The organism is Stenotrophomonas sp. YJH_SMC_48-3 (genome assembly GCF_059369375.1).
The window spans coordinates 1-19,863 of record NZ_JCAFSQ010000017.1 but is presented as its reverse complement, the minus strand read 5'-3'; the positions used below and the strand labels follow the sequence as shown (position 1 = coordinate 19,863).

At 67.2% G+C, this 19,863-nt stretch carries 18 protein-coding genes; 16 read left to right on the top strand and 2 right to left on the bottom strand.

The window, feature by feature from the left end:
- The first annotated feature begins 148 nt into the window (after positions 1 to 148).
- The 15 genes from AC5P65_RS19790 to AC5P65_RS19720 all read left to right on the top strand — a co-directional run bounded on the left by AC5P65_RS19790 (position 149) and on the right by AC5P65_RS19720 (position 17,037).
- Entirely contained in the window at positions 149 to 1,207 is a 1,059-nt protein-coding gene (locus AC5P65_RS19790) for a pilus assembly protein PilM (RefSeq protein ID WP_021203698.1), read from the top strand.
- Entirely contained in the window at positions 1,207 to 2,097 is an 891-nt protein-coding gene (locus tag AC5P65_RS19785) for a PilN domain-containing protein (protein ID WP_021203697.1), read from the top strand. The genes AC5P65_RS19790 and AC5P65_RS19785 overlap by 1 nt, the downstream gene beginning before the upstream one ends.
- Positions 2,094 to 2,771 carry a type IV pilus inner membrane component PilO gene (locus AC5P65_RS19780; RefSeq protein ID WP_021203696.1) on the top strand — a complete coding sequence of 226 codons (678 nt, stop codon included), beginning with the start codon at positions 2,094 to 2,096 and terminating at the stop codon, positions 2,769 to 2,771. The genes AC5P65_RS19785 and AC5P65_RS19780 overlap by 4 nt, the downstream gene beginning before the upstream one ends.
- Positions 2,771 to 3,304, top strand: a complete 534-nt coding sequence (locus AC5P65_RS19775; RefSeq protein WP_019659994.1) for a pilus assembly protein PilP — start codon at positions 2,771 to 2,773, stop codon at positions 3,302 to 3,304. Before AC5P65_RS19780 ends, AC5P65_RS19775 begins: the two co-directional genes overlap by 1 nt.
- A gap of 21 nt (positions 3,305 to 3,325) precedes the next feature.
- Positions 3,326 to 5,299, top strand: coding sequence for a type IV pilus secretin PilQ (locus AC5P65_RS19770; RefSeq protein WP_021203695.1), 1,974 nt, complete (start codon positions 3,326 to 3,328; stop codon positions 5,297 to 5,299).
- 202 nt (positions 5,300 to 5,501) lie between these two features.
- A complete protein-coding gene (locus tag AC5P65_RS19765; RefSeq protein WP_021203694.1) occupies positions 5,502 to 6,527 on the top strand; it encodes an AAA family ATPase in 1,026 nt (341 codons plus the stop codon).
- Positions 6,528 to 6,535: 8 nt separating this feature from the next.
- Positions 6,536 to 7,465 carry a DUF58 domain-containing protein gene (locus AC5P65_RS19760; RefSeq protein ID WP_021203693.1) on the top strand — a complete coding sequence of 310 codons (930 nt, stop codon included), beginning with the start codon at positions 6,536 to 6,538 and terminating at the stop codon, positions 7,463 to 7,465.
- Entirely contained in the window at positions 7,462 to 7,911 is a 450-nt protein-coding gene (locus AC5P65_RS19755; protein ID WP_019659998.1) for a DUF4381 family protein, read from the top strand. Before AC5P65_RS19760 ends, AC5P65_RS19755 begins: the two co-directional genes overlap by 4 nt.
- Positions 7,908 to 8,912, top strand: coding sequence for a vWA domain-containing protein (locus AC5P65_RS19750; RefSeq protein ID WP_021203692.1), 1,005 nt, complete (start codon positions 7,908 to 7,910; stop codon positions 8,910 to 8,912). Before AC5P65_RS19755 ends, AC5P65_RS19750 begins: the two co-directional genes overlap by 4 nt.
- Entirely contained in the window at positions 8,909 to 10,747 is a 1,839-nt protein-coding gene (locus tag AC5P65_RS19745) for a vWA domain-containing protein (RefSeq protein WP_180833030.1), read from the top strand. The genes AC5P65_RS19750 and AC5P65_RS19745 overlap by 4 nt, the downstream gene beginning before the upstream one ends.
- Positions 10,744 to 12,459, top strand: coding sequence for a BatD family protein (locus AC5P65_RS19740; protein ID WP_021203690.1), 1,716 nt, complete (start codon positions 10,744 to 10,746; stop codon positions 12,457 to 12,459). The genes AC5P65_RS19745 and AC5P65_RS19740 overlap by 4 nt, the downstream gene beginning before the upstream one ends.
- A 57-nt stretch (positions 12,460 to 12,516) precedes the next feature.
- A complete protein-coding gene (locus AC5P65_RS19735; protein WP_021203689.1) occupies positions 12,517 to 13,836 on the top strand; it encodes a dicarboxylate/amino acid:cation symporter in 1,320 nt (439 codons plus the stop codon).
- 336 nt (positions 13,837 to 14,172) lie between these two features.
- Positions 14,173 to 16,170 (top strand): transketolase, encoded by a 1,998-nt coding sequence (gene tkt, locus AC5P65_RS19730; protein WP_058980496.1) that lies wholly within the window; start codon positions 14,173 to 14,175, stop codon positions 16,168 to 16,170.
- Positions 16,171 to 16,441: 271 nt separating this feature from the next.
- A complete protein-coding gene (locus AC5P65_RS19725) occupies positions 16,442 to 16,720 on the top strand; it encodes a type II toxin-antitoxin system RelE/ParE family toxin (RefSeq protein WP_010484073.1) in 279 nt (92 codons plus the stop codon).
- An 11-nt stretch (positions 16,721 to 16,731) separates the two neighbouring features.
- Positions 16,732 to 17,037, top strand: a complete 306-nt coding sequence (locus AC5P65_RS19720) for a HigA family addiction module antitoxin (protein ID WP_021203687.1) — start codon at positions 16,732 to 16,734, stop codon at positions 17,035 to 17,037.
- 86 nt (positions 17,038 to 17,123) lie between these two features.
- Here the strand turns inward: AC5P65_RS19720 and AC5P65_RS19715 are convergent, their stop codons facing one another.
- Positions 17,124 to 19,076 (bottom strand): acetyl-CoA hydrolase/transferase C-terminal domain-containing protein, encoded by a 1,953-nt coding sequence (locus tag AC5P65_RS19715; RefSeq protein ID WP_021203686.1) that lies wholly within the window; start codon positions 19,074 to 19,076, stop codon positions 17,124 to 17,126.
- A gap of 34 nt (positions 19,077 to 19,110) precedes the next feature.
- Positions 19,111 to 19,668 (bottom strand): flavin reductase family protein, encoded by a 558-nt coding sequence (locus AC5P65_RS19710; RefSeq protein WP_111098868.1) that lies wholly within the window; start codon positions 19,666 to 19,668, stop codon positions 19,111 to 19,113.
- A gap of 103 nt (positions 19,669 to 19,771) precedes the next feature.
- Between AC5P65_RS19710 and AC5P65_RS19705 the strand changes: the two genes are divergently transcribed.
- On the top strand, positions 19,772 to 19,863 hold a 92-nt coding region (locus AC5P65_RS19705), incomplete at its 3' end, for a transposase (protein ID WP_288037469.1).

Sequence of the window (19,863 nt, the reverse complement as noted above, 5' to 3'; positions counted from 1 at the left end):
CACCGGGGAGCGCAAGGGGAACAGTCAGGGGCTGCATCGTGAATCCGTGAGGAACTTCACAGCAGGGCCGTTGCCATTTGCTAAGAATACGTTATTAATGCTCGGGCGCAGGTCTTGCGTCCAAGTGCCCGTCGGCAGGGGAGAAACCGTGGGGCTCATCCCAAAAAGTCAGTCGCCGCTTGTAGGCGTCGACATCAGTTCGACTGCGGTAAAGCTTTTGCAGCTGTCCCGCAGTGGCAACCGTTTTCGCGTGGAACATTACGCTGTGGAACCTCTTCCGCCGAATGCGGTGGTGGAAAAGAACATCGTCGAAGTGGAGGCCGTAGGTGAGGCCATCCGCCGCGCGATGAACCGCTCGGGGAGCAAGGCCAAGCTGGCCGCTGCCGCCGTTGCCGGTTCGGCGGTGATCACCAAGGTGATCCCGATGCCGGCCGAGCTCGACGAGAACGACATGGAAGCCCAGATCGAGCTGGAAGCGGTCAACTACATTCCGTACCCGATCGAGGAAGTGAACCTGGACTTCGAGGTGATCGGGGCGATCCCGAACAACCCGGAGATGGTCCAGGTGCTGCTGGCCGCGTCGCGTTCGGAGAACGTGGAACTGCGCCAGTCGGCCCTGGAACTGGGGGGGCTGCAGGCCAAGGTGATGGACGTGGAGGCCTTCGCGGTCGAGAACGCCTACGCCCTGGTCGCCAGCGAGCTGCCGGTGTCCATCGACGGCGTGGTCGCGCTGGTGGACATCGGCGCCACCATGACCACCCTCAACGTTCTGCGCGGCGGCCGCAGCCTGTACAGCCGCGAACAGGTGTTCGGTGGCAAGCAGCTGACCGACGAGATCATGCGCCGTTACGGCCTGAGCTACGAGGAGGCCGGCCTGGCCAAGCGCCAGGGTGGGCTGCCGGAAAGCTACGAGATGGAAGTGCTGGAGCCGTTCAAGGAAGCCACGGTCCAGCAGATCAGCCGCCTGCTGCAGTTCTTCTACGCAGGCAGCGAGTTCAACCGCGTCGATCACATCGTGCTGGCCGGCGGCTGCGCCGTGCTCGGTGGCCTGCCGGAAATGGTCGAGGAACAGCTGGGCGTGCCGACCGTGGTCGCCAACCCGCTGGCGCAGATGACCCTGGGGCCGAAGGTGAACGCACATGTGCTGGCCCAGGATGCCCCCGCGCTGATGATCGCCACCGGTCTGGCGCTGAGGAGCTTCGACTGATGGCACGCATCAATCTATTGCCCTGGCGCGCCGAGCGGCGCAAGCAACGCCAGCGCGAGTTCTACGCAATGCTGGGCATGGCCGCGATCGGTGGCCTGCTGCTGTCGCTGGTGATCTGGTTCTATTACGACCGCCAGGTGAGCGGCCAGATGGACCGCAACGCCTATCTGGAAGCCGAGATCGAGAAGGTCAAGGAACAGAACAAGGAGATCGACCGCCTTGACGCGCAGAAGGAACGCCTGCTGGCCCGCAAGAAGGTCATTGAGGAACTGCAGGCCAAGCGCTCGCAGATGGTGCACCTGTTCGATGCGCTGGTGCGCACGATTCCCGATGGCCTGGTGCTGACCGCGCTGAAGCAGGAAGGCGACGTGCTGACCCTGGAAGGGCGCACCCAGTCCAACGCCCGTGTTTCGGCGTACATGCGCAACCTGGAAACGTCCGGCTGGATGACCAACCCGGAACTGTCGATCATCGAAGCGCGTGACCCCGAGAAGGACAAGGACGGCAAGACCGGCCCGGTTGCGGACATCAAGGCGCTGCCCTACGTGTTCGTGGTCAAGGTGAAGCTGCCGGCGCAGAGTGAGGAAGTGGCCGCTACGCCAGGCCTCAACGCCGATGGTTCGGTGGCAACGCCGGCGCCGCCCGCAGTGGCCCCGCTTGCCGCCGGCCCGGATGCAGCGGCGCCCGCCGCGCCGGCCGCAGGCCAGCCCGCTGCTGCTCCGGCTGCACCCGCCCCCGCCGCCGCTCCGGCCAACGCACCTGCTGCCACCCCGGCCGCGCCGAACCCGCCGGCAGCCCCGGCTGCCAAGCCTGCGCCGAAGCCCGAGGGCAGCCGCCTGGCGCAGCCGCCGCAGGCCTTCAACGCCCCGCTGCAGGGGGATCGCGCATGAGCCAGAAAATCGATCTGAAGAACCTGGATTTCAACGACATCGGCAACTGGCCGCAGAAGGCCAAGATCGTCTTCTGCTCGCTGTTGGCGCTGGTGATCATGTTCGTTGCGTGGATGCTGCTGATCAGTGGCAAGCGCGAGGAACTGGCCGGCCTGGAATCGAAGGAAGTCGACCTGCGTGCCGAGTTCACCAAGCAGCAGGAACGCGCGGTGAACCTGGCGCCGCTGAAGCAGCAGCTGGCACAGATGGAACAGGTGCTGCAGCAGATGCTGCGGCAGCTGCCCAGCAAGACCGAAATGCCGGACCTGATCATCGACATTTCGCAGACCGCGTTGTCCAGCGGCCTGACCAACGAGCTGTTCGAGCCGGAGCAGGAGCAGGTCAAGGAGTTCTACGCCGAAAAGCCGATCAAGCTGCGCATGGTGGGCAGTTACCATCAGTTCGGTGCGTTCGTCAGCGGCGTGGCCTCGCTGCCGCGGGTGGTGATCCTGACCATGCACGACATCAACCTCAAGCCCAAGGACAAGGCCAGCGGCAACGCCCGCAGCGGTGCGCTGGAGCTGTCCGGCACGGTCAAGACCTATCGCTATCTGGATGAGACGGAAGTGCAGGCGCAGCAGGCTGTCGCCGATGCCGAAGCGAAAAAGAAGAACGGCAAGGGGGGCAAGAAGTGATGCGCACGTACATCGCACGCAGTGCAGTGGCGTTGGCGGTCCTGTTGCTGGCCGCCTGTGGCCGCGGCGTGACCAGCACGCCGGGTGATGCGCCGAATCTTGAAAAGTGGGTGGAAGGCGAGCGTGCACGACCGGCGCAGCCGCTGGAGCCGCTGCCGGTGATGCAGCAGTTCGAAACCTTCGAATACTCCGCACAGGGCCTGCGCGATCCGTTCACCGATGCCTGGACCAATCCGCAGCAGGGGAATGGCGGATTGCGTCCGGATCCGAACCGGCGCAAGGAGCCGTTGGAAGGCTTCCCGCTGGATGCACTGGACATGGTCGGTACCATCGGCACCGGCGCCGCTACCGTGGCGCTGGTGATGGGGCCGGACAAGGTGACCTACCGGGTACGCCCGGGTGGGTACCTGGGGCAGAGCGACGGGCGGGTCACGGCGGTCTTCGAAGACCACGTGGAGCTGATCGAACTGGTGCCGGATGGCGCGGGCGGCTGGCTGGAACGGCCGGCAACGCTCTCGCTTGAAGATCAATGATCGTTTACTGGGGATAGCACGATGACCTTTCACCAAGCCAAGGGGCTGCGTCCCATCCGGCGCTCTACCTTGAACCGTGTCAGCGCGTTGGGAGTCGCGCTGATGCTGGCCTGCGCTCCGGCGCTGGCCGCCGCACCGGCCGAGAAGCCGGTGGGCGCCACCGTGGCACCGGCGGCAGCGCCGGCGGGCCTGTCGGTGGCCAAGATCGATTTCAAGCGCGGCGATGATGGCGCCGGGCGCCTGATCGTCCAGTTCGACGGCCAGGGCGCGGTCCCGGACCTGCGGACGCAGGGCAACAGCGTGGTGGTCGATGTCGGTAACGCCCGGCTGCCGGCCAACCTGCAGAAGCCGATGAACGTCACCGACTTCGCCACGCCGGTGCAGCGCATCGACGCCAAGCCGTCCGGTGCCGGTACCCAGCTGGTGCTCAGTACCGGTGGCGCGGTGGAGTCGCTGGCCTACCAGAGCGGCAACGAGTACGTGGTGGAGATCAGCCCGCGGCAGGCGCCCGCCGCGGTGGGCGCGGTCACCGCCGGCAGCGTCACCCAGGCCGCCAAGGCGGTGGGGCAGCGTGGCTTCACCGGCAAGCCGGTGACCTTCAACTTCCAGGACGTGCCGGTGCGCACCGTGCTGCAGTTGATCGCCGAAGAATCCAATCTCAACGTGGTGGCGTCCGATTCGGTACAGGGCAATGTGACCCTGCGCCTGGTCAACGTGCCGTGGGACCAGGCGCTGGACATCGTGCTGCGCGCCAAGGGCCTGGACAAGCGTCGCGATGGCAGCGTGATCTGGGTCGCTCCGCAGGCTGAGCTGGCCAAGTTCGAGCAGGAGAAGGAAGACGCGCGCATCGCCATCGAGAACCGCGAAGACCTGGTCACCGATTACGTCCAGATCAACTACCACAGCGCCACGCAGATCTTCAAAGCGCTGACCGATGCCAAGGGCATCGGCGGCGGTGGTGGCGGCGGCAATGGCGGTGGCGGCGGTTCGTCGCAGGAAGACAGTGGTTTCCTGTCCTCGCGCGGCCGTATCGTGGCCGACGAGCGCACCAACACGCTGATGATCAGCGACATCCCGAAGAAGATCGCGCGCATGCGTGAGCTGATCGGCGTGATCGACCGTCCGGTTGACCAGGTGCTGATCGAAAGCCGTATCGTCATCGCTACCGATACCTTCGCCCGCGAGCTGGGTGCGAAGTTCGGCATCAGCGGCAGCCGCGACAACGTGTACTTCAGCGGCAGCCTGGATGCCAATGCCGAAACCCGCAAGTCGCAGGTCGATACGGCGCAGGCCAACGCCAAGGCGATTCGCGAGTGGCAGGCCGGCGGCAGCGTCGGCCCGGCGCCGATTCCCAGCGGCCCGACCATCAAGCGCGGCCTGAACTGGAACCTGCCGGTGGCCGCAGCCAACAACCCTGGCTCGCTGGCGCTGTCGATCCTCAACGCAGGCTACCTGCTGGACGTGGAGCTGTCGGCCATGCAGGAAGAGTCGCGAGGCGAGGTGATCTCCAACCCGCGCGTGGTTACCACCAACCAGCGCGAGGCGATGATCAAGCAAGGCAAGGAAATCGGCTACGTCACCATCAGCGGCACCGGTGCTGCCGGTGGCGCCGGCTCCACCCCGAACGTGCAGTTCAAGGAAGTGGTGCTGGAACTGCGGGTGACCCCGACCATCACCAACGACAACCGCGTGTTCCTCAACATGCAGGTGAAGAAGGATGAGGTCGACCGCCTGATCGAACTGCAGGGCTACGGCACGGTGCCGTCGATCAACCGCCGCGAGGTCAACACCGCGGTACTGGTCGAGGATGGGCAGACCGTGGTCATCGGTGGCGTGTACGAGTTCACCGACCGCAGCAGCATCAGCAAAGTGCCGTTCCTGGGCGACGTGCCGTTCCTGGGCAACCTGTTCAAGAAGCGCGGCCGCAACAAGGACAAGGCCGAGCTGCTGGTGTTCGTCACGCCGAAGGTGCTGCGCGTGGCCAAGCAGAACTGAGCCCGCGCCACCCGCGCAACGCAGAAGGGCCGCCATGCGCGGCCCTTCTGCGTTTCCACCCGTAGATCCACGCCATGCGTGGATAGCCCAGTAGATCCACGCCATGCGTGGATGGGCCGTTCAGCCGTTCTTGATGCCAATCGCAGGGCACCCTGCGATGATGTCGGGAACCCGTGCCGTCCCGCGCCGGTCAAAGGCCCCCATGAACCTGCCACCGCCGATGCCCGAAACCGTCTCGCCGCCGCCCGCGCCGGCCGCCTCCCGCCTGCATGGCGCCTTCACCCAGCTGCGCGATGCCCTGTCGGCCGAGATCGTCGGCCAGGCGGCACTGGTCGAACGCCTGCTGATCGCGCTGCTGGCCGATGGCCACCTGTTGGTGGAAGGCGCTCCGGGCCTGGCCAAGACCACGGCGATCCGTGCGCTGGCCTCGCGCCTGGAGGCGGATTTCGCCCGCGTGCAGTTCACCCCGGACCTGTTGCCGGCCGACCTGACCGGCACCGAGATCTGGCGCCCGCAGGAGGGCCGCTTCGAATTCGTACCCGGCCCGATCTTCCACCCGATCCTGCTGGCCGATGAAATCAACCGCGCGCCGGCCAAGGTGCAGTCGGCGCTGCTGGAAGCGATGGGCGAGCGCCAGGTCACCGTTGGCCGCCACACCTACGCGCTGCCGCCGCTGTTCCTGGTGATGGCCACGCAGAACCCGATCGAGCAGGAAGGCACCTTCCCGCTGCCCGAAGCACAGCTGGACCGGTTCCTGATGCATGTACGCATCGGCTACCCGGACCAGGCCGCCGAATCGGAGATCCTTCGGCTGGCCCGCGACCGCGCCCGTGGCGCGCTGGGCGAAGCCGCACCGGCGGCGGAAAAGCTGCCGATGCAGGATGTGTTCGATGCCCGCCGCGAAGTGCTGGACCTGCACATGGCGCCGGCGCTGGAACGCTACCTGATCGAGCTGGTGCTGGCCTCGCGTGATCCGTCGCGCTATGACGCTGGCCTGGGCCGCCGCATTGCCTGGGGCGCCAGCCCGCGCGGTTCCATCGCACTGGAACGCTGCGCGCGTGCGCGCGCCTGGCTGGCCGGCCGCGATTTCGTCACCCCTGATGATGTGCGTGCGGTCGCTGCTGACGTGTTGCGCCATCGCGTGCTGCCCAGCTACGAAGCTACTGCCGAAGGCTGGGATGGCGAACGCCTGGTGCAGGAGCTGCTGGCCCGGGTGCCGGCACCCTGAGCCTGCGCATGGCCGATCCATCCCTGCACCACGCCTCTTCCGTCAGCGACGGTGACGGGCTGCACCCGCAGCTGGCCGAACTGGTAGCGCTGCGCCGCCTTGCACAGCGACCGCCGCCGCCACGCCGTGGCCGCGCCGGCAACGCGGGGCAGGCGCCGTCGCCGCTGCGTGGGCGTGGCATGGAGTATGCCGAGTCACGCGAGTACGTGGCCGGTGATGATGCGCGCCATATCGACTGGCGGGTGACCGCACGCACCGGTCGTGCCCACACCAAACTGTTCCAGGCCGAACGCGAGCGGGTCAGCCTGATCGTGGCCGATACGTCGCCGGCGCTGTACTTCGGCACCCGCGTGCGCTTCAAATCGGTGCAGGCCGCACGTGCCGGTGCTGTCGCCGCGTGGTCGGCACAGCGTCGTGGTGATCGCATCGGCGCCCTGCGTGGCAGCGACCGTGAACCACCGATCGCACCGGCAGGTGGCCCGCGCGGCGTGCTGCGCGTGCTGGATGCGCTCACCCGGTGGTATGCGCAGCCACCGGCCGATGACCTTGGCCTGGAGCGCGCGCTGGACCATGCCGGTCGCGTCCTGCGCCCGGGTGCACGCGTGCTGGTGCTGGCCGACCCGCAGCAGGCCATCCGTATTCCGCCTGCGCGCTGGAGTGCGCTGGCCCAGCACCATGACCTCAGCCTGGTGCTGCTGGTCGATCCATTGGAACTGCAGCCTCCATCGGCTGCGCTGCAGTTCCAGACCCTGCAGCAGCGCATCGGCCTGGACCTGCGGCGCAGCGAGGTGCAGGCGCATTGGCAGGCCCACTTCGTCGAACCATTGCAGGAACTGCGGCGCCAGCTGGGGGCGCGCCGTGTCGATGTGCAGGTGCTGTCCACCGATGCGCCCAGCGATGCCTGGCTGGCACCATCGCCCACCGAGGTGCCGGCATGAGTGCCAACCTGCCGCTGCGCGACGTCCAAGTGCCACCGCCTCCGTCGTGGTGGCCACCGGCACCGGGCTATCTGATGATCGGCGGTGGGGTGCTGCTGTTGCTGGCGGCGATGGCCTTCGTGTGGTGGCAGCGCCGCCGACGCTGCCAACGCTGGTTGCAGCTGTTCGATCAGGAGCTGGCAACCACCGCCGATGCGGCTGCAGAACTGGCGGCGATTGCAGGACTGCTGCGTCGCGCCGCGCGCCAGGCACAGCCCGGCAGTGAATCCCTGCGCGATGATGCCTGGTGGCAGCGCGTGGATCCGGAAGGCACGCTGCCCGCGGCGCGTCGCAGCCTGCTGGCCGAAGGTGCCTATCGCCCACGCGTGGACGCCAACGATGTGGCGGCGCTGCGCAGCTGGGCGCGCGAGCGCTATCTGGCCATGCTGCTGGAGCGGCGCCGATGAACCTGCTGGCAAGTTACTGGCCATGGCCGGACCTGCAGCTGGCATGGCCGCTGGCCCTGCTGGCGCTGCCGTTGCCGTTGCTGGTGCACTGGTGGAAGCGTCGTGCCGATCCCGGCGCAGCACTGCGTGTGCCCTATGCGGCGACGGAACTGGAAGCGCTGGCCGGTGGCGGCCGCGTTGATGTGTCGTGGCTGCGCACGCTGCTGTTGTGGCTGGGCTGGTGCGCGCTGTGCGTCGCACTGGCACGCCCGCAACAGCTGGGCGAAGCAGTCACCCCGCCGCAGCAGGGCCGGCAGATGATGCTGGCGATGGACGTGTCCGGCAGCATGGGCGAGGGCGACATGGTGCTGGGTGGACAGGCGGTGGATCGCCTGACCGCAGCCAAGGCCGTGTTGGCCGATTTCCTCGATCGTCGTGCCGGCGACCGCATCGGCCTGCTGATCTTCGGCGACCGCGCCTACACGCTTACGCCGCTGACGGCCGATCTGGCCAGCGTGCGCGACCAGCTGCGCGACAGCGTGGTTGGCCTGGCGGGTCGCGAGACGGCCATCGGTGATGCCATCGGCCTGGCGGTGAAGCGCCTGCGCAGCCAACCCGAAGGCCAGCGCGTATTGATCCTGCTGACCGACGGCGTCAGCAACGCCGGCGTGCTGGAACCGCTGCGCGCGGCGGAGGTGGCCCGCGCCGAGGGCGTGCGCATCCACACCGTCGCATTTGGTGGCGATGGCAGCATGCGCCTGTTCGGTATTCCCATCTCCGCCGATCAGGACCCGGTCGACGAGGCCACGTTGAAGAAGATTGCCAGCATGACCGGTGGCCAGTTCTTCCGCGCGCGTGACACCGCGCAGCTGGCCGGGATCTACGCTGAACTGGACCGGCTGGAGCCGATCGCCGCGAAGGGGCCGAGCCTGCGCCCGCGCGAAGAACGTTATGCCTGGCCATTGGGGGTGGCGTTGCTGCTGGGCGTGCTGGCGTGGCTGTGGCCGGAGCGTCGCCGATGATCGCGCTTGCTTCGAATCTTCCCGATTGGAATGCGCTGCACTTCCTGCGCCCGGAATGGCTGTGGGCCTTGCTGGCTTTGCCGGTCATTCTTGCACTGGCGCTGTACCGGCAGCGGCGCAGCGATGTGTGGCGAACAGCGGTGGATGCCCACCTGTTGCCGCATCTGCTGGCCGCGGGCACGCGCCGCCGCGTACGCCTGCCCTGGGCCGTGCTGCTGGGCTGGACGCTGGCCTCGCTGGCCATGGCCGGGCCGAGCTGGCGCCAGCAGGCACAGCCGATGTTCCAGGCCAGCGCACCGCTGCTGGTCGTGCTGGATCTGTCCAGCCGGATCAATGCCACCGACCTGCCGCCGTCGCGCCTGCTGCAGGCCCGGGCGAAAGTGGGTGAGCTGCTGCGTGCCCGCCAGGGCGGACAGGTGGGCCTGGTGGTCTACGCCGAGGATGCCTACACCGTGGCGCCACTGACCGACGACGGCAGCAACGTTGCGCTGTATCTGGACGCGTTGTCGCCGGATGTGATGCCACGCGACGGCCAGCGTGCCGACCGCGGTATCGACTGGGCGACGCGGTTGATGCGCCAGATCGGGGCATTGCGGGGGCAGATCCTGCTGGTCAGCGATCAGGCGGATGATGAAGCGGCACTGGCCGCCGCGCAGGCGCGCAGCCTGGGCCTGCAGGTGTCGGTACTGGGCCTGGGCACCCCCGCCGGGGCGGCGTACCGGGATGGCAGTGGGCAGATCCGCCAGGCTGCGCTGGACGAAGGCAGCCTGCGTGCCGTGGCCACCGCGGGAGGTGGCCGCTATGCCCGCATCGCCGCCGATGCCAGTGATCTGCGCGCACTGGGTGTACTGGATGCACGCGAAGGTACTGCGGCGCAGCGGCCCGGGGAGGGCAAGCAATGGCGTGATGAAGGGTTCTGGCTGCTGCCACCGGTGATGCTGCTGGCGCTGCTGGCCTTCCGCCGCCGCGCGCTGCTGGTGGCAGTGCTGGCGGTGGGTCTGCTGCCATGGATGAGCGACGTGCAGGCGCAGGCGCCTGCCGCGCCCGCCGCACCGCCAGCGCAGGGCACGCTGTGGAAACGCGCCGACCAGGTGCAGCACCAGCGCTTGGCCGAAGGTGCGCAGGCGTACCGCAATGGCGATTTCGCCAGTGCCCGCAAGCAGTTCGAGGGCATCGACAGCGATGCGGGCTGGTACAACCTGGCCAATGCACTGGCCCGCCAAGGCCACTACGACGAAGCCATTGCCGCCTACGACCGCGCGCTGGCACTGCATCCCGGCATGGCCGATGCGGTCGCCAACCGCGCCGTGGTCGATGCCGCGCGCAAGCGCAAGCAGTCCGGTGGCAAAGGCCAGGATCAGCAGAAGCCACCGCAGAACGGGCAGCAGAAGCCACCGCAGAACGGCCAGGGGCAGCAGAATCCGCAGGGCCAGCAGCCGCAGCAGGGCCAGCAGGATCCTGGCCAGGGCCAGCCGCAACCGGGCCAGCAGGGGCAGCCCAAGCCCGGTGACGACAAGAACCCGTCGAGCCCGCAGCCCGGCGAGCGCGGCCGCGATGGACAGCAGGCGCCACCACAGGTGGAGGATGCCAAGGCACAGGCCCGGGCCGATGAGCAGCAGCGCCAGCGCATGCAGCGGGCAATGCAGCAGGCACGTGAGGGCAAGGGCGAGCAGGACGGCAAGCCGGTGCCCGGAAGCGACGGCAGCACTGCGCGCCAGCGCGAGGAGCAACAGGCGGTGGAGGCGTGGATGCGACGCGTGCCGGATGATCCGGGTGCATTGCTGCGGGCCAAGTTCCAGCTGGAAAACGAACGCAGGAAGAGGGAGGGGCGATGACGCGGGCGATCAACATGCACAGGCACTGGCTCCGACAGGTACTGGCGGCGTTGCTGCTGTGGCTGCCGCTGCTGGCCTGGGCGCAGCCGCGCGCGTGGCTGGACCGCGACCGCATCGCGTTGGGTGACACGGTCATGCTCAATGTCGAGAGCGACCAGGGCGCGCCGGACTTCACGTCGTTGCGTACCGACTTCAATCTCAGCGGCCAGACCAGCAGCCGTCAGGTGGAGTGGAGCAATGGCAGCATGCAGCAGCGCACTCTGTATGGCGTGGCACTCACGCCGCGGCGTAGCGGTGCGCTGGTGGTGCCGGGCCTGCAGGTGGGCAGCGTACGTACTGCGCCGTTGACCCTGCAGGTGGATGCCGCTGCCGTGGCCGGCCCCGACAGCAACGCAGTGGCCTTCATCGAAACCGTCGTCGATGACGAGACGCCGTATGTGCAGCAGAGCGTAGGCGTGGTGGTGCGGTTGTATTTCGCTTCGCAGCTGGCCTCCGGCGAACTGGTGCTGGATACCCCGGCCGGTGCGTCGTTGCAGCGGGTGGGCGATGACCGCACCGATGTGCGGCAGGTCAATGGCCGCCGCTACAACGTGGTCGAGCGGCGCTTCCTGCTGATTCCTGAGCGCAGCGGTGCACTTCGGCTGGCCGGTGCGCGTTTCAGTGGGCGCAGTGCCGGTGGCTTCTTCGACGATTTCTTTGGCGGCGGCGACGGGCGGATGAATGCCACCGGCGCCGACCGCACGTTGCAGGTTCAGGCACAGCCGGCACAGGCGCCGCAGCCGTGGCTGCCGCTGCAGGGCCTGCAGCTGCGCTACACCAGTGCACCGACCAGCGCACGTACCGGTGAGGCGGCCAACGTGGTGGTCGAGGCGATTGCCGACGGTGCCACCCGCGCGCAGTTCACCGACCTGCCGGTGCCCGACGTCGGCAGCGCCGCACAGGTGTTCGCCGAACCGGCGCAGTACGAAGAGACCTTCAACGGCAGCACGCCGCGCCTGAAGATCACCCGCCGTTATTCGATCGTGCCGCGCCAGCCGGGTTCGCTGGTGGTGCCGGGGCCGCGCCTGCCGTGGTGGGATGTTCGTGCGGGCAAGCCACAGGAAGCGAAGCTGCCGGACCTGACACTCGCCGTCGCAGCCGGTAATGGCGGTGGCAGTGCTTCACCTGCGCCGCTGCCGCCGATCGACACAGATGCTGCGCTGCCGGGGGGCGATGGCCAGGACAGCCGTATCGCGGCCACCGATCCGCGCGCCAGCGGCCTGGCCGAGCGTCCGTGGCCATGGATGGGCGCCGCTATCGGCCTGGCGCTGCTGTGGCTGCTGACCCTGCTGTGGGGCTGGCAGCGTGGCCGTCGCCCGCGCGTGGCGCCGCCTGAGGCGGGCAGGGGGGCTGTGCCGGCTGTGGCGACTGGACGTGCCGGCCTGGCCGAACTGCGCCGCGCGCTGGATGGCGAAGGCTTCGATCAGGTAGAAGCTCAGCTATGCGCGATGGCCGGCGTTGAACGCATCGAGCAGGTCATCGCCCGGTTGGATGACCCGGCCCAGCGCCAGGTGCTGCAGGACCTGCAACAGGCCCGCTGGGGCGGGCAGGGTGATCTGGCGCCGCTGCGCACGCGCCTGCGCGGGGTCTTCCGTGACGGACCGCACTGGTCGGCGGCGGCGATCACCGCTGACACTGGCCTGGCGCCGCTGTATCCGCCGCGGCGAACCTGAACCGGCGCCGCTTGCGCGCTTTGTTAGAGTGCATTCATTTTTCGAGGAAACCCGCGCATGACAGCAGCTGCTGCCGACAAGAAGAAGTTGCCCCTGCATTGGAAGATGGGCATCGGCTTTGCGATCGGCCTGATCCTGGGATTGATCGTGCACGCCCTGGGCGGCAGCGTCGAAGGTCTGCAGGCCGGTGCCAAGTGGGTAATGGACTACGTCACCACCCCGGCTTCGGGCCTGTTCCTCAACCTGATCTTCATGCTGATCGTGCCGCTGATCTTCTCGGCGCTGATCATGGGCGTGTCGGAGATGGGCGACATCCGCGCCCTTGGCCGCATCGGCTGGAAGACCCTGGCCTATACCGTGCTGTTGTCCGGCATTGCCGTGGGCATCGGCCTGGTGCTGGTCAACCTGCTCAAGCCGGGCGCCGGCGTCGATCCGCAGGTCGCCGCCATGATGCTTTCGGAGAACGCCGAGCGCAGCAAGGAAATCGTTGCCGGCATCCATGGCACGCCGAAGGGCATGGACATGCTGTTGTCGATCGTGCCGAGCAACGTGCTGCAGGCCGCGTCCGACAACGGCGCGATCCTGTCGCTGATGTTCTTCGCGCTGATGTTCGGCATCGGCATGGTGTTGACCGACGACGAGAAGGTCGCCCCGCTGCGCCGTGCCATCGAAGGCGTGTTTGAAATCTCGATGACCCTGATCAACCTGGTCATCCGCCTGGCCCCGTACGCGGTGGCCTGCTTCATGTTCAACCTGGCCGCACTGTTCGGCTTCGAGCTGATCATCCGCCTCGGTGCCTACGTGGGCGTGGTGGTGCTGGCGCTGGGCCTGCACATGATCGTGACCTACGGCACCGCCGTGTGGCTGTCCGGCCGTTCGCCGCTGTCGTTCTTCCGCGATACCCAGGAAGCGACGGTGATGGCGTTCTCCACCGCCTCCAGCAACGCCACCCTGCCGACCGCGCTGCGCGTGGCCGACCAGATGGGCCTGCCGCAGCGCGTGTCGCGCTTCGTGCTGACCGTGGGCGCCACCGCCAACCAGAACGGCACTGCGCTGTTCGAGGGCGTGACGGTGATCTTCCTGGCCCAGTTCTTTGGCGTGGACCTGAGCATCGGCCAGCAGATCATGGTGATGGCGGTCTGCATCCTCGGTGGCATCGGTACGGCCGGCGTGCCCTCGGGCTCGCTGCCGGTGGTGGCGATGATCTGCGCCATGGTGGGCGTGAACCCGCTGGGCATCGGCCTGATCCTGGGCGTGAACCACTTCCTGGACATGTGCCGTACCGCACTGAACGTGACCGGCGACCTGGCCCTGACCACCCTGGTGGCCAAGGGCGAAGGCCACGATGGCCCGGCGCTGGGCCCGCAGCAGGACTGAGTCCGGATTCCCGCCCCCGGACTCCGGGGGCGGGTAGTGCCGGCCGCTGGCCGGGTACGCGTCATCGCATGCGCGCTGCTGCTCCCACGTTTCGCGATGCGAATCGTAGGCCCACCTTACCGGCCTCCACACCCCCGCGCCTAGGGCGCAGCCCCCGGACTCCGGGGGCGGTAGTGCCGGCCGCTGGCCGGCAACTTCATGATCTTCATTGAATTCTGCGCACTTGGCGGCCAGCGGCCGGCACGACCGGACAAGGTGAACCGACCCCCCGCCCGGCGACTATGGGACAATAGGCCGCCCGCACGTCCGCGGCCGCCTCCCGATTCCGACAGAACCATGACGCAGCCTACCCGTCGCCAGTTGGCCAACGCCATCCGCTTCCTTGCCGCCGATGCGGTTGAAACCGCAAAGTCCGGCCACCCCGGCATGCCCATGGGCATGGCCGACATCGCCGAAGTCCTCTGGAACGACTACCTCCGCCATAACCCGAGCAACCCGCACTGGTTCAACCGCGACCGTTTCGTGCTGTCCAACGGCCATGGTTCGATGCTGCAGTACGCGCTGCTGCACCTGAGCGGTTACGACCTGCCGATCGAGCAGCTCAAGTTGTTCCGCCAGCTGGGCAGCCACACCGCCGGCCACCCGGAGCGCCATGAGACCCCGGGCGTGGAAACCACCACCGGCCCGCTGGGCCAGGGTTTCGCCAACGCCGTGGGCTTCGCCCTGGCCGAGAAGCTGCTGGCACAGCGCTTCAACCGCCCGGAGCTGGAAGTGGTCGACCACCGCACCTGGGTGTTCATGGGCGATGGCTGCCTGATGGAAGGCGTGTCGCATGAAGCGGCGTCGCTGGCCGGTACCTGGGGCCTGCACAAGCTGGTCTGCTTCTGGGACAACAACCACATCTCCATCGACGGCAACGTCGAGGGCTGGTTCACCGACAACACCCCGGAGCGTTTCGAAGCCTATGGCTGGAACGTGGTCCGTGACGTCGATGGCCACGACCCGGAAAGCATCAAGGCCGGCATCGAGGCCGCGCTGTCGCAGAGCGACAAGCCGACCCTGATCTGCTGCCGCACCACCATTGGTTTTGGTTCGCCGAACAAGGCGGGCAAGGAATCCAGCCACGGCGCACCGCTGGGCAAGGACGAACTGGAAGCCACCCGCAAGCAGCTGGGCTGGGAATACGGTCCGTTCGAGATCCCGCAGGCGATCTACGACGGCTGGCGCGCCAATGGCGCCGGCACCCTGCGCCAGGCCGAGTGGGAACAGCTGTTCGACAAGTACGCCAGCCAGTACCCGGGCGAGGCCGCCGAACTGACCCGTCGTTCGCACGGCGAACTGCCGGCCGACTTCGTTGCCAAGGCCGATGCCTACATCGCCCAGGTGGCGGCTGAAGGCCCGACGATCGCCTCGCGCAAGGCCTCGCAGCTGGCCATTGAAGCCTATGCTCCGCTGCTGCCGGAAATCGTCGGCGGCTCGGCCGACCTGGCGCACTCCAACCTGACCCTGTGGAAGGGCAGCAAGTCCGTTGCCAGCGACGACGCCAACGCCAACTACGTGTACTACGGCGTGCGCGAGTTCGGCATGACCGCCATTGCCAATGGCCTGGCCCTGCACGGTGGCTTCATTCCGTTCGACGCCACCTTCCTGGTGTTCAGCGACTACGCTCGCAACGGCGTGCGCATGAGCGCGCTGATCCCGGCCCACGCCATCCACGTCTATACCCACGACTCGATCGGCCTGGGCGAAGACGGCCCGACCCACCAGCCGGTGGAGCACCTGGCTTCGCTGCGCTACATCCCGAACAACGACGTGTGGCGTCCGTGCGATGCGGTCGAGTCGGCGGTGAGCTGGAAGGCCGCGATCACCCGCCAGGACGGCCCGAGCTGCCTGGTGTTCAGCCGCCAGAACCTGCCGCACCAGCCGCGCAGCGCCGAGCAGATCGCCCAGATCGAGCGCGGCGGTTATGTGCTGGCCGATGCTGCCGGTACCCCGGACGTGATCCTGATCGCCACGGGCTCGGAAGTCTCGCTGGCCACCGAAGCCAAGGCCCAGCTGGACGCGGCCGGTATCAAGACCCGCGTGGTCTCGATGCCGTCCACCGACGTGTTCCTGCGCCAGGATGCGGCCTACCGTGAATCGGTGCTGCCGAATGCCGTTCGCAAGCGCGTGGCCGTGGAAGCCGGCGTGACCGGTTTCTGGCGCCAGTTCGTCGGCCTGGACGGCGCGGTGGTCGGTATCGACACCTTCGGTGCCTCGGCGCCGGCCGACCAGCTGTACAAGCACTTCGGCATCACCACCGCCCACGTGGTGGAAGCGGCCAAGTCGCTGTAAGCAGCATCGCAGCGTGATGCAGGAAAGGCCGGCGCAAGCCGGCCTTTCTCGTTTTCCTGGGTAGATCCACGCCATGCGTGGACGAGAAAAGGGGACGGCGTGTTCCGCCCGACGGCGCCGCTGTCGCGTTGGCCTCTTCATCTGGCCTGCGTTCCTTGCGAAAAGGAGAGTCTGCCGAGACAACCTCAATAGTAAAAATGGTCAACAAGCGCGGCGCAGAAACCTATACTGGATTTGCGGAGTGTAAGGTGTGGCCTTACACTGGTGCTGCATGATCGTCAGCTTCAGGCATAAGGGCCTGAAGGCGCTCTATGAGCGGGGCGACATTTCCGGAGTCCGTGCCGATCATGTGGCTCGGTTGCGGCGTTTGCTTCTGCAGTTGGATCAAGCCCGGCTGCCTGGAGACATGGGGCTGCCCGGAAATCGCCTGCATCCCCTGCACGGAAGCTATAGCGGCTACTGGGCTGTGAATGTCTCGGCGAGTTGGCGATTGGTGTTCCGCTTTCGTGGGCTCGACGTCGAACTGGTCGATTACCTTGATTACCACTAGGAGTCTGCTCGATGCCGTTGCATGATCCGCCGCATCCAGGAGAATCGCTGCGCGAAGACATCCTGCCGGCGATCAGCATGTCCATCAGTGCGCTGGCGCAGCACCTTGGTTATTCCCGTGGACAGCTGTCGACCATCATCAACGGGCACGCCGGCATCTCTGCTGAACTCGCGTACCGTCTTGAACTTGCGGGCCTCGGCAGTGCTCGTATGTGGCTGGCGATGCAGGCGGCCTATGACCTGTGGCAGGTCGAGCATCGAGAGCATCCGCCCATTGCCCGCCTGTATCTTGAGGATGCAGTGAGGATAGAGCGGTAGATCCACGCCATGCATGGATGAAAAAGGGGACGGAGGGGATCAAGTCGTCTGTGCATGAACGACTTGATCCCCTCCGTCCCCCTTTCTCAGGCAGTGCGTGCCAGCGCCAGGCGCAGCAGTCGCGCGTCCAGGCGCTCTGCGAAATCCGTCGGGGCCTGTAGACCCATGCGCTGCAGGTACACCGCATCGCCGTCGCCGGCCGGTTGCCGCAACGCTGCCCAGACGGTACGCAGCTTGTCGCCGCGGGTCTGCGTGTTGGCCTTCAGCCAACCCAGCGCTTTCACCAGCACCTGCTCGATCTCGTTGAAGTCGCTGCCCAACGGATAGTCCGGCAGGCTGCCATCGGCGCGGAACGGTGCCAGCGCTGCCGCCAATGCCTGCGGCGTATTGCGCTGCAGGCGCACCGGGTGCGGTTGCGCGGTCGCCAGCAGCTTGCGCGCGGCATGTGCCTGCTGCAGCAGATCGCCCTGGAACGGGGCTTCGGTGATCGCGGTCATCGCATGCACGCAGTCCTCGTCGGTCAGCCCGCGCAGATCGGCGATGCCGTACTCGTTGAGGTAGATGTCGCGCAGGTGGCGCGGGATGGTGGTGTGGCCGTAGTTCCAGCGCACGTTGGATTCACGCCGGCCCTTGTCATCGCGCGCGGCGCGGAACATCAGCACGCTGCGCGCTTCCGGCAGGGCATGTGCCATCGCCACGAAGTTGTACTGGCCGCCCACGCCGGACACCACGCGTCCATCGTCCAGCGCATCCGATACCGCCGCGCCCAGCGCGGTGGCCATCATGCAGGAGTTGAAGAAGCGCGCGTGCCGGCGCTGCAGGCGTTCCAGCGTCTCGTTGCCACCGTACAGCTGGTTGATCTCGCTGATGCGGCGCATGCCGATCGCCCGGCATTCATCTTCCGGCAGCGTGCGCAACCACTCGTAGAACTCCGGCGAGCCCAGGTAGAACGCGCCGTGCAGGTACTCGCCCTCGGCGGCCAGGGTGGCGTGGTCGATGGACAGCGTGCTGCCGTTCTCGATGCGCTGCATCAGCGCCAAGTCGTCGTGCACCTTGCGCTTGATCACCCCGGTCTGCACCAGTCGGCGGAAGCCCTCGTTGAGCATTTCGCTGCAGCCGTACAGGCCGACCTCGAACGGATCCAGCCCGCCGATTTCCTGCACCAGTGGGTGGCTGGCCAGCTGCGGATCCAGCGCGTGCAGCACGCGGCGGTAGCGCGCGTTGTCGGTGTGGCGCAGCACCAGCGCATGGCTGAGCGCATCGGCCAGCGTGCCGATGCCGATCTGCAGGGTGCCGCCATCGCGGACCAGGGTGCTGGCATACAGGCCGATGGCGTAGTCGGCGTCGCCGACCGGCTGCCGCGGCAGCCCGAACAGCGCCGGGTACGGCGGTGGCGGGGTGATCACCAGATCGAAGAACGACACATCGACCGTGGCCGAGCCGCCCAGATAGGGCAGCTGCGGATCGATCTCGGCGATCATCAATGGGCGCTGCAGGCCGCGCGCGGTCATCGCATCCAGGGTGTCCTGGGTAATGTCGTTGTTGCACGACAGGGAAAGCCGGCGGTCGTTCGGGCGCATCGCCACCTTCTGCACGATCACCTGCGGTGCGCGCTGCGCCACCGCGTCGGCGGCATGGGTGTAGTTCAGGCTGGTATAGCTGGATTGTGCCTGCCGCGACCCGAGCAGGGCGCCGGACTGCATGTAGAACTCTTCCACCTGCACATGTGCCGGCAACGCGTCGCGCGCGATCGCATCGGCATAGGCCAGGCGCGGGAAATCGTCGCCGAAATGGCGCTGCGCGAACGGCGCCAGGAAGCGCGCTTCCAGACCGTTGCCGCGCGCCTTCGGCGGGTTCAGCGACAGTGCGGTATACAGCTGCAGCGGCCGCGAAGGGTCGTGCTCGACGCGTGCGTAGAGGGCATTGAGCAGCCGGTGCGGCTTGCCCAGTGCCAGCGGTGCCCCGATCCGCAGCGGCCCGTCCACGCGCGCAAACAACCAGTCGACGGCGGCGTCCAGGTCGGTGAGGTGTTCGGTCATGCGGGGCGGTCCTGCGTGTGGGGGAGTGCGGGCATTACAGCATGTCGGGCTTGAACCGCCGTCGACGCGAGACTTCCGCGCCGGACACCATGAACTGCCCATCGCCGCGGTAATGCACCGTGCGCGGCAGCTTCGGCCGGGGCGCGACGTGGGCGCGCACGATTTCCCAGATGAACAGGTTGCTCGATGCCACCTGGCTGTCGTCGTACAAGCGGCATTCGAAGTTCGAGTGGCATTGCCCGACCAGTGGCGCGCCGACCTCGCGTGCGGGCAACGCGTCGAGCCCGAACCGGGCGAACTTGTCGACCTCGCGGCCGCTGCAGTTGCCGATGTCGACCACGGTATCGAGCAGCTCCACGCCGGGTACGTTGATCACGCACTCGCCACTACTGACGGCCAGTGCATGGCTGTGGTTTTCATTCCACAGGTAGGTGGCGACCAGCGACGGCGAAAAGCCCATCACCATGTGCCAGCCCATCGTCATCAGGTTGCGCTGGCCCTGCCACGCGGTACTGACCAGCACGATCGGGCCGGGTTCGAGGAAGCGGCGCGCCTGCTCGACCGGGAAATCCTTCTTGGGCAGCGCTTTCATCCGGGGCCTGGGGCGGGAGGAATCGATGCTGGCGCAGCCGGGATGAACCCGGAGTTGAAGTGACCCCCGGGAGTTGGACGCCAGATCCAACCCCGAGGAATACATGCACAGATACGACGCTCGTTTCAAACTGCAGGTCGCCAAAGAGGCCTGCAAGACCTCCACATCAGTCAAAGCCGTTGCTCGTCGCCACAG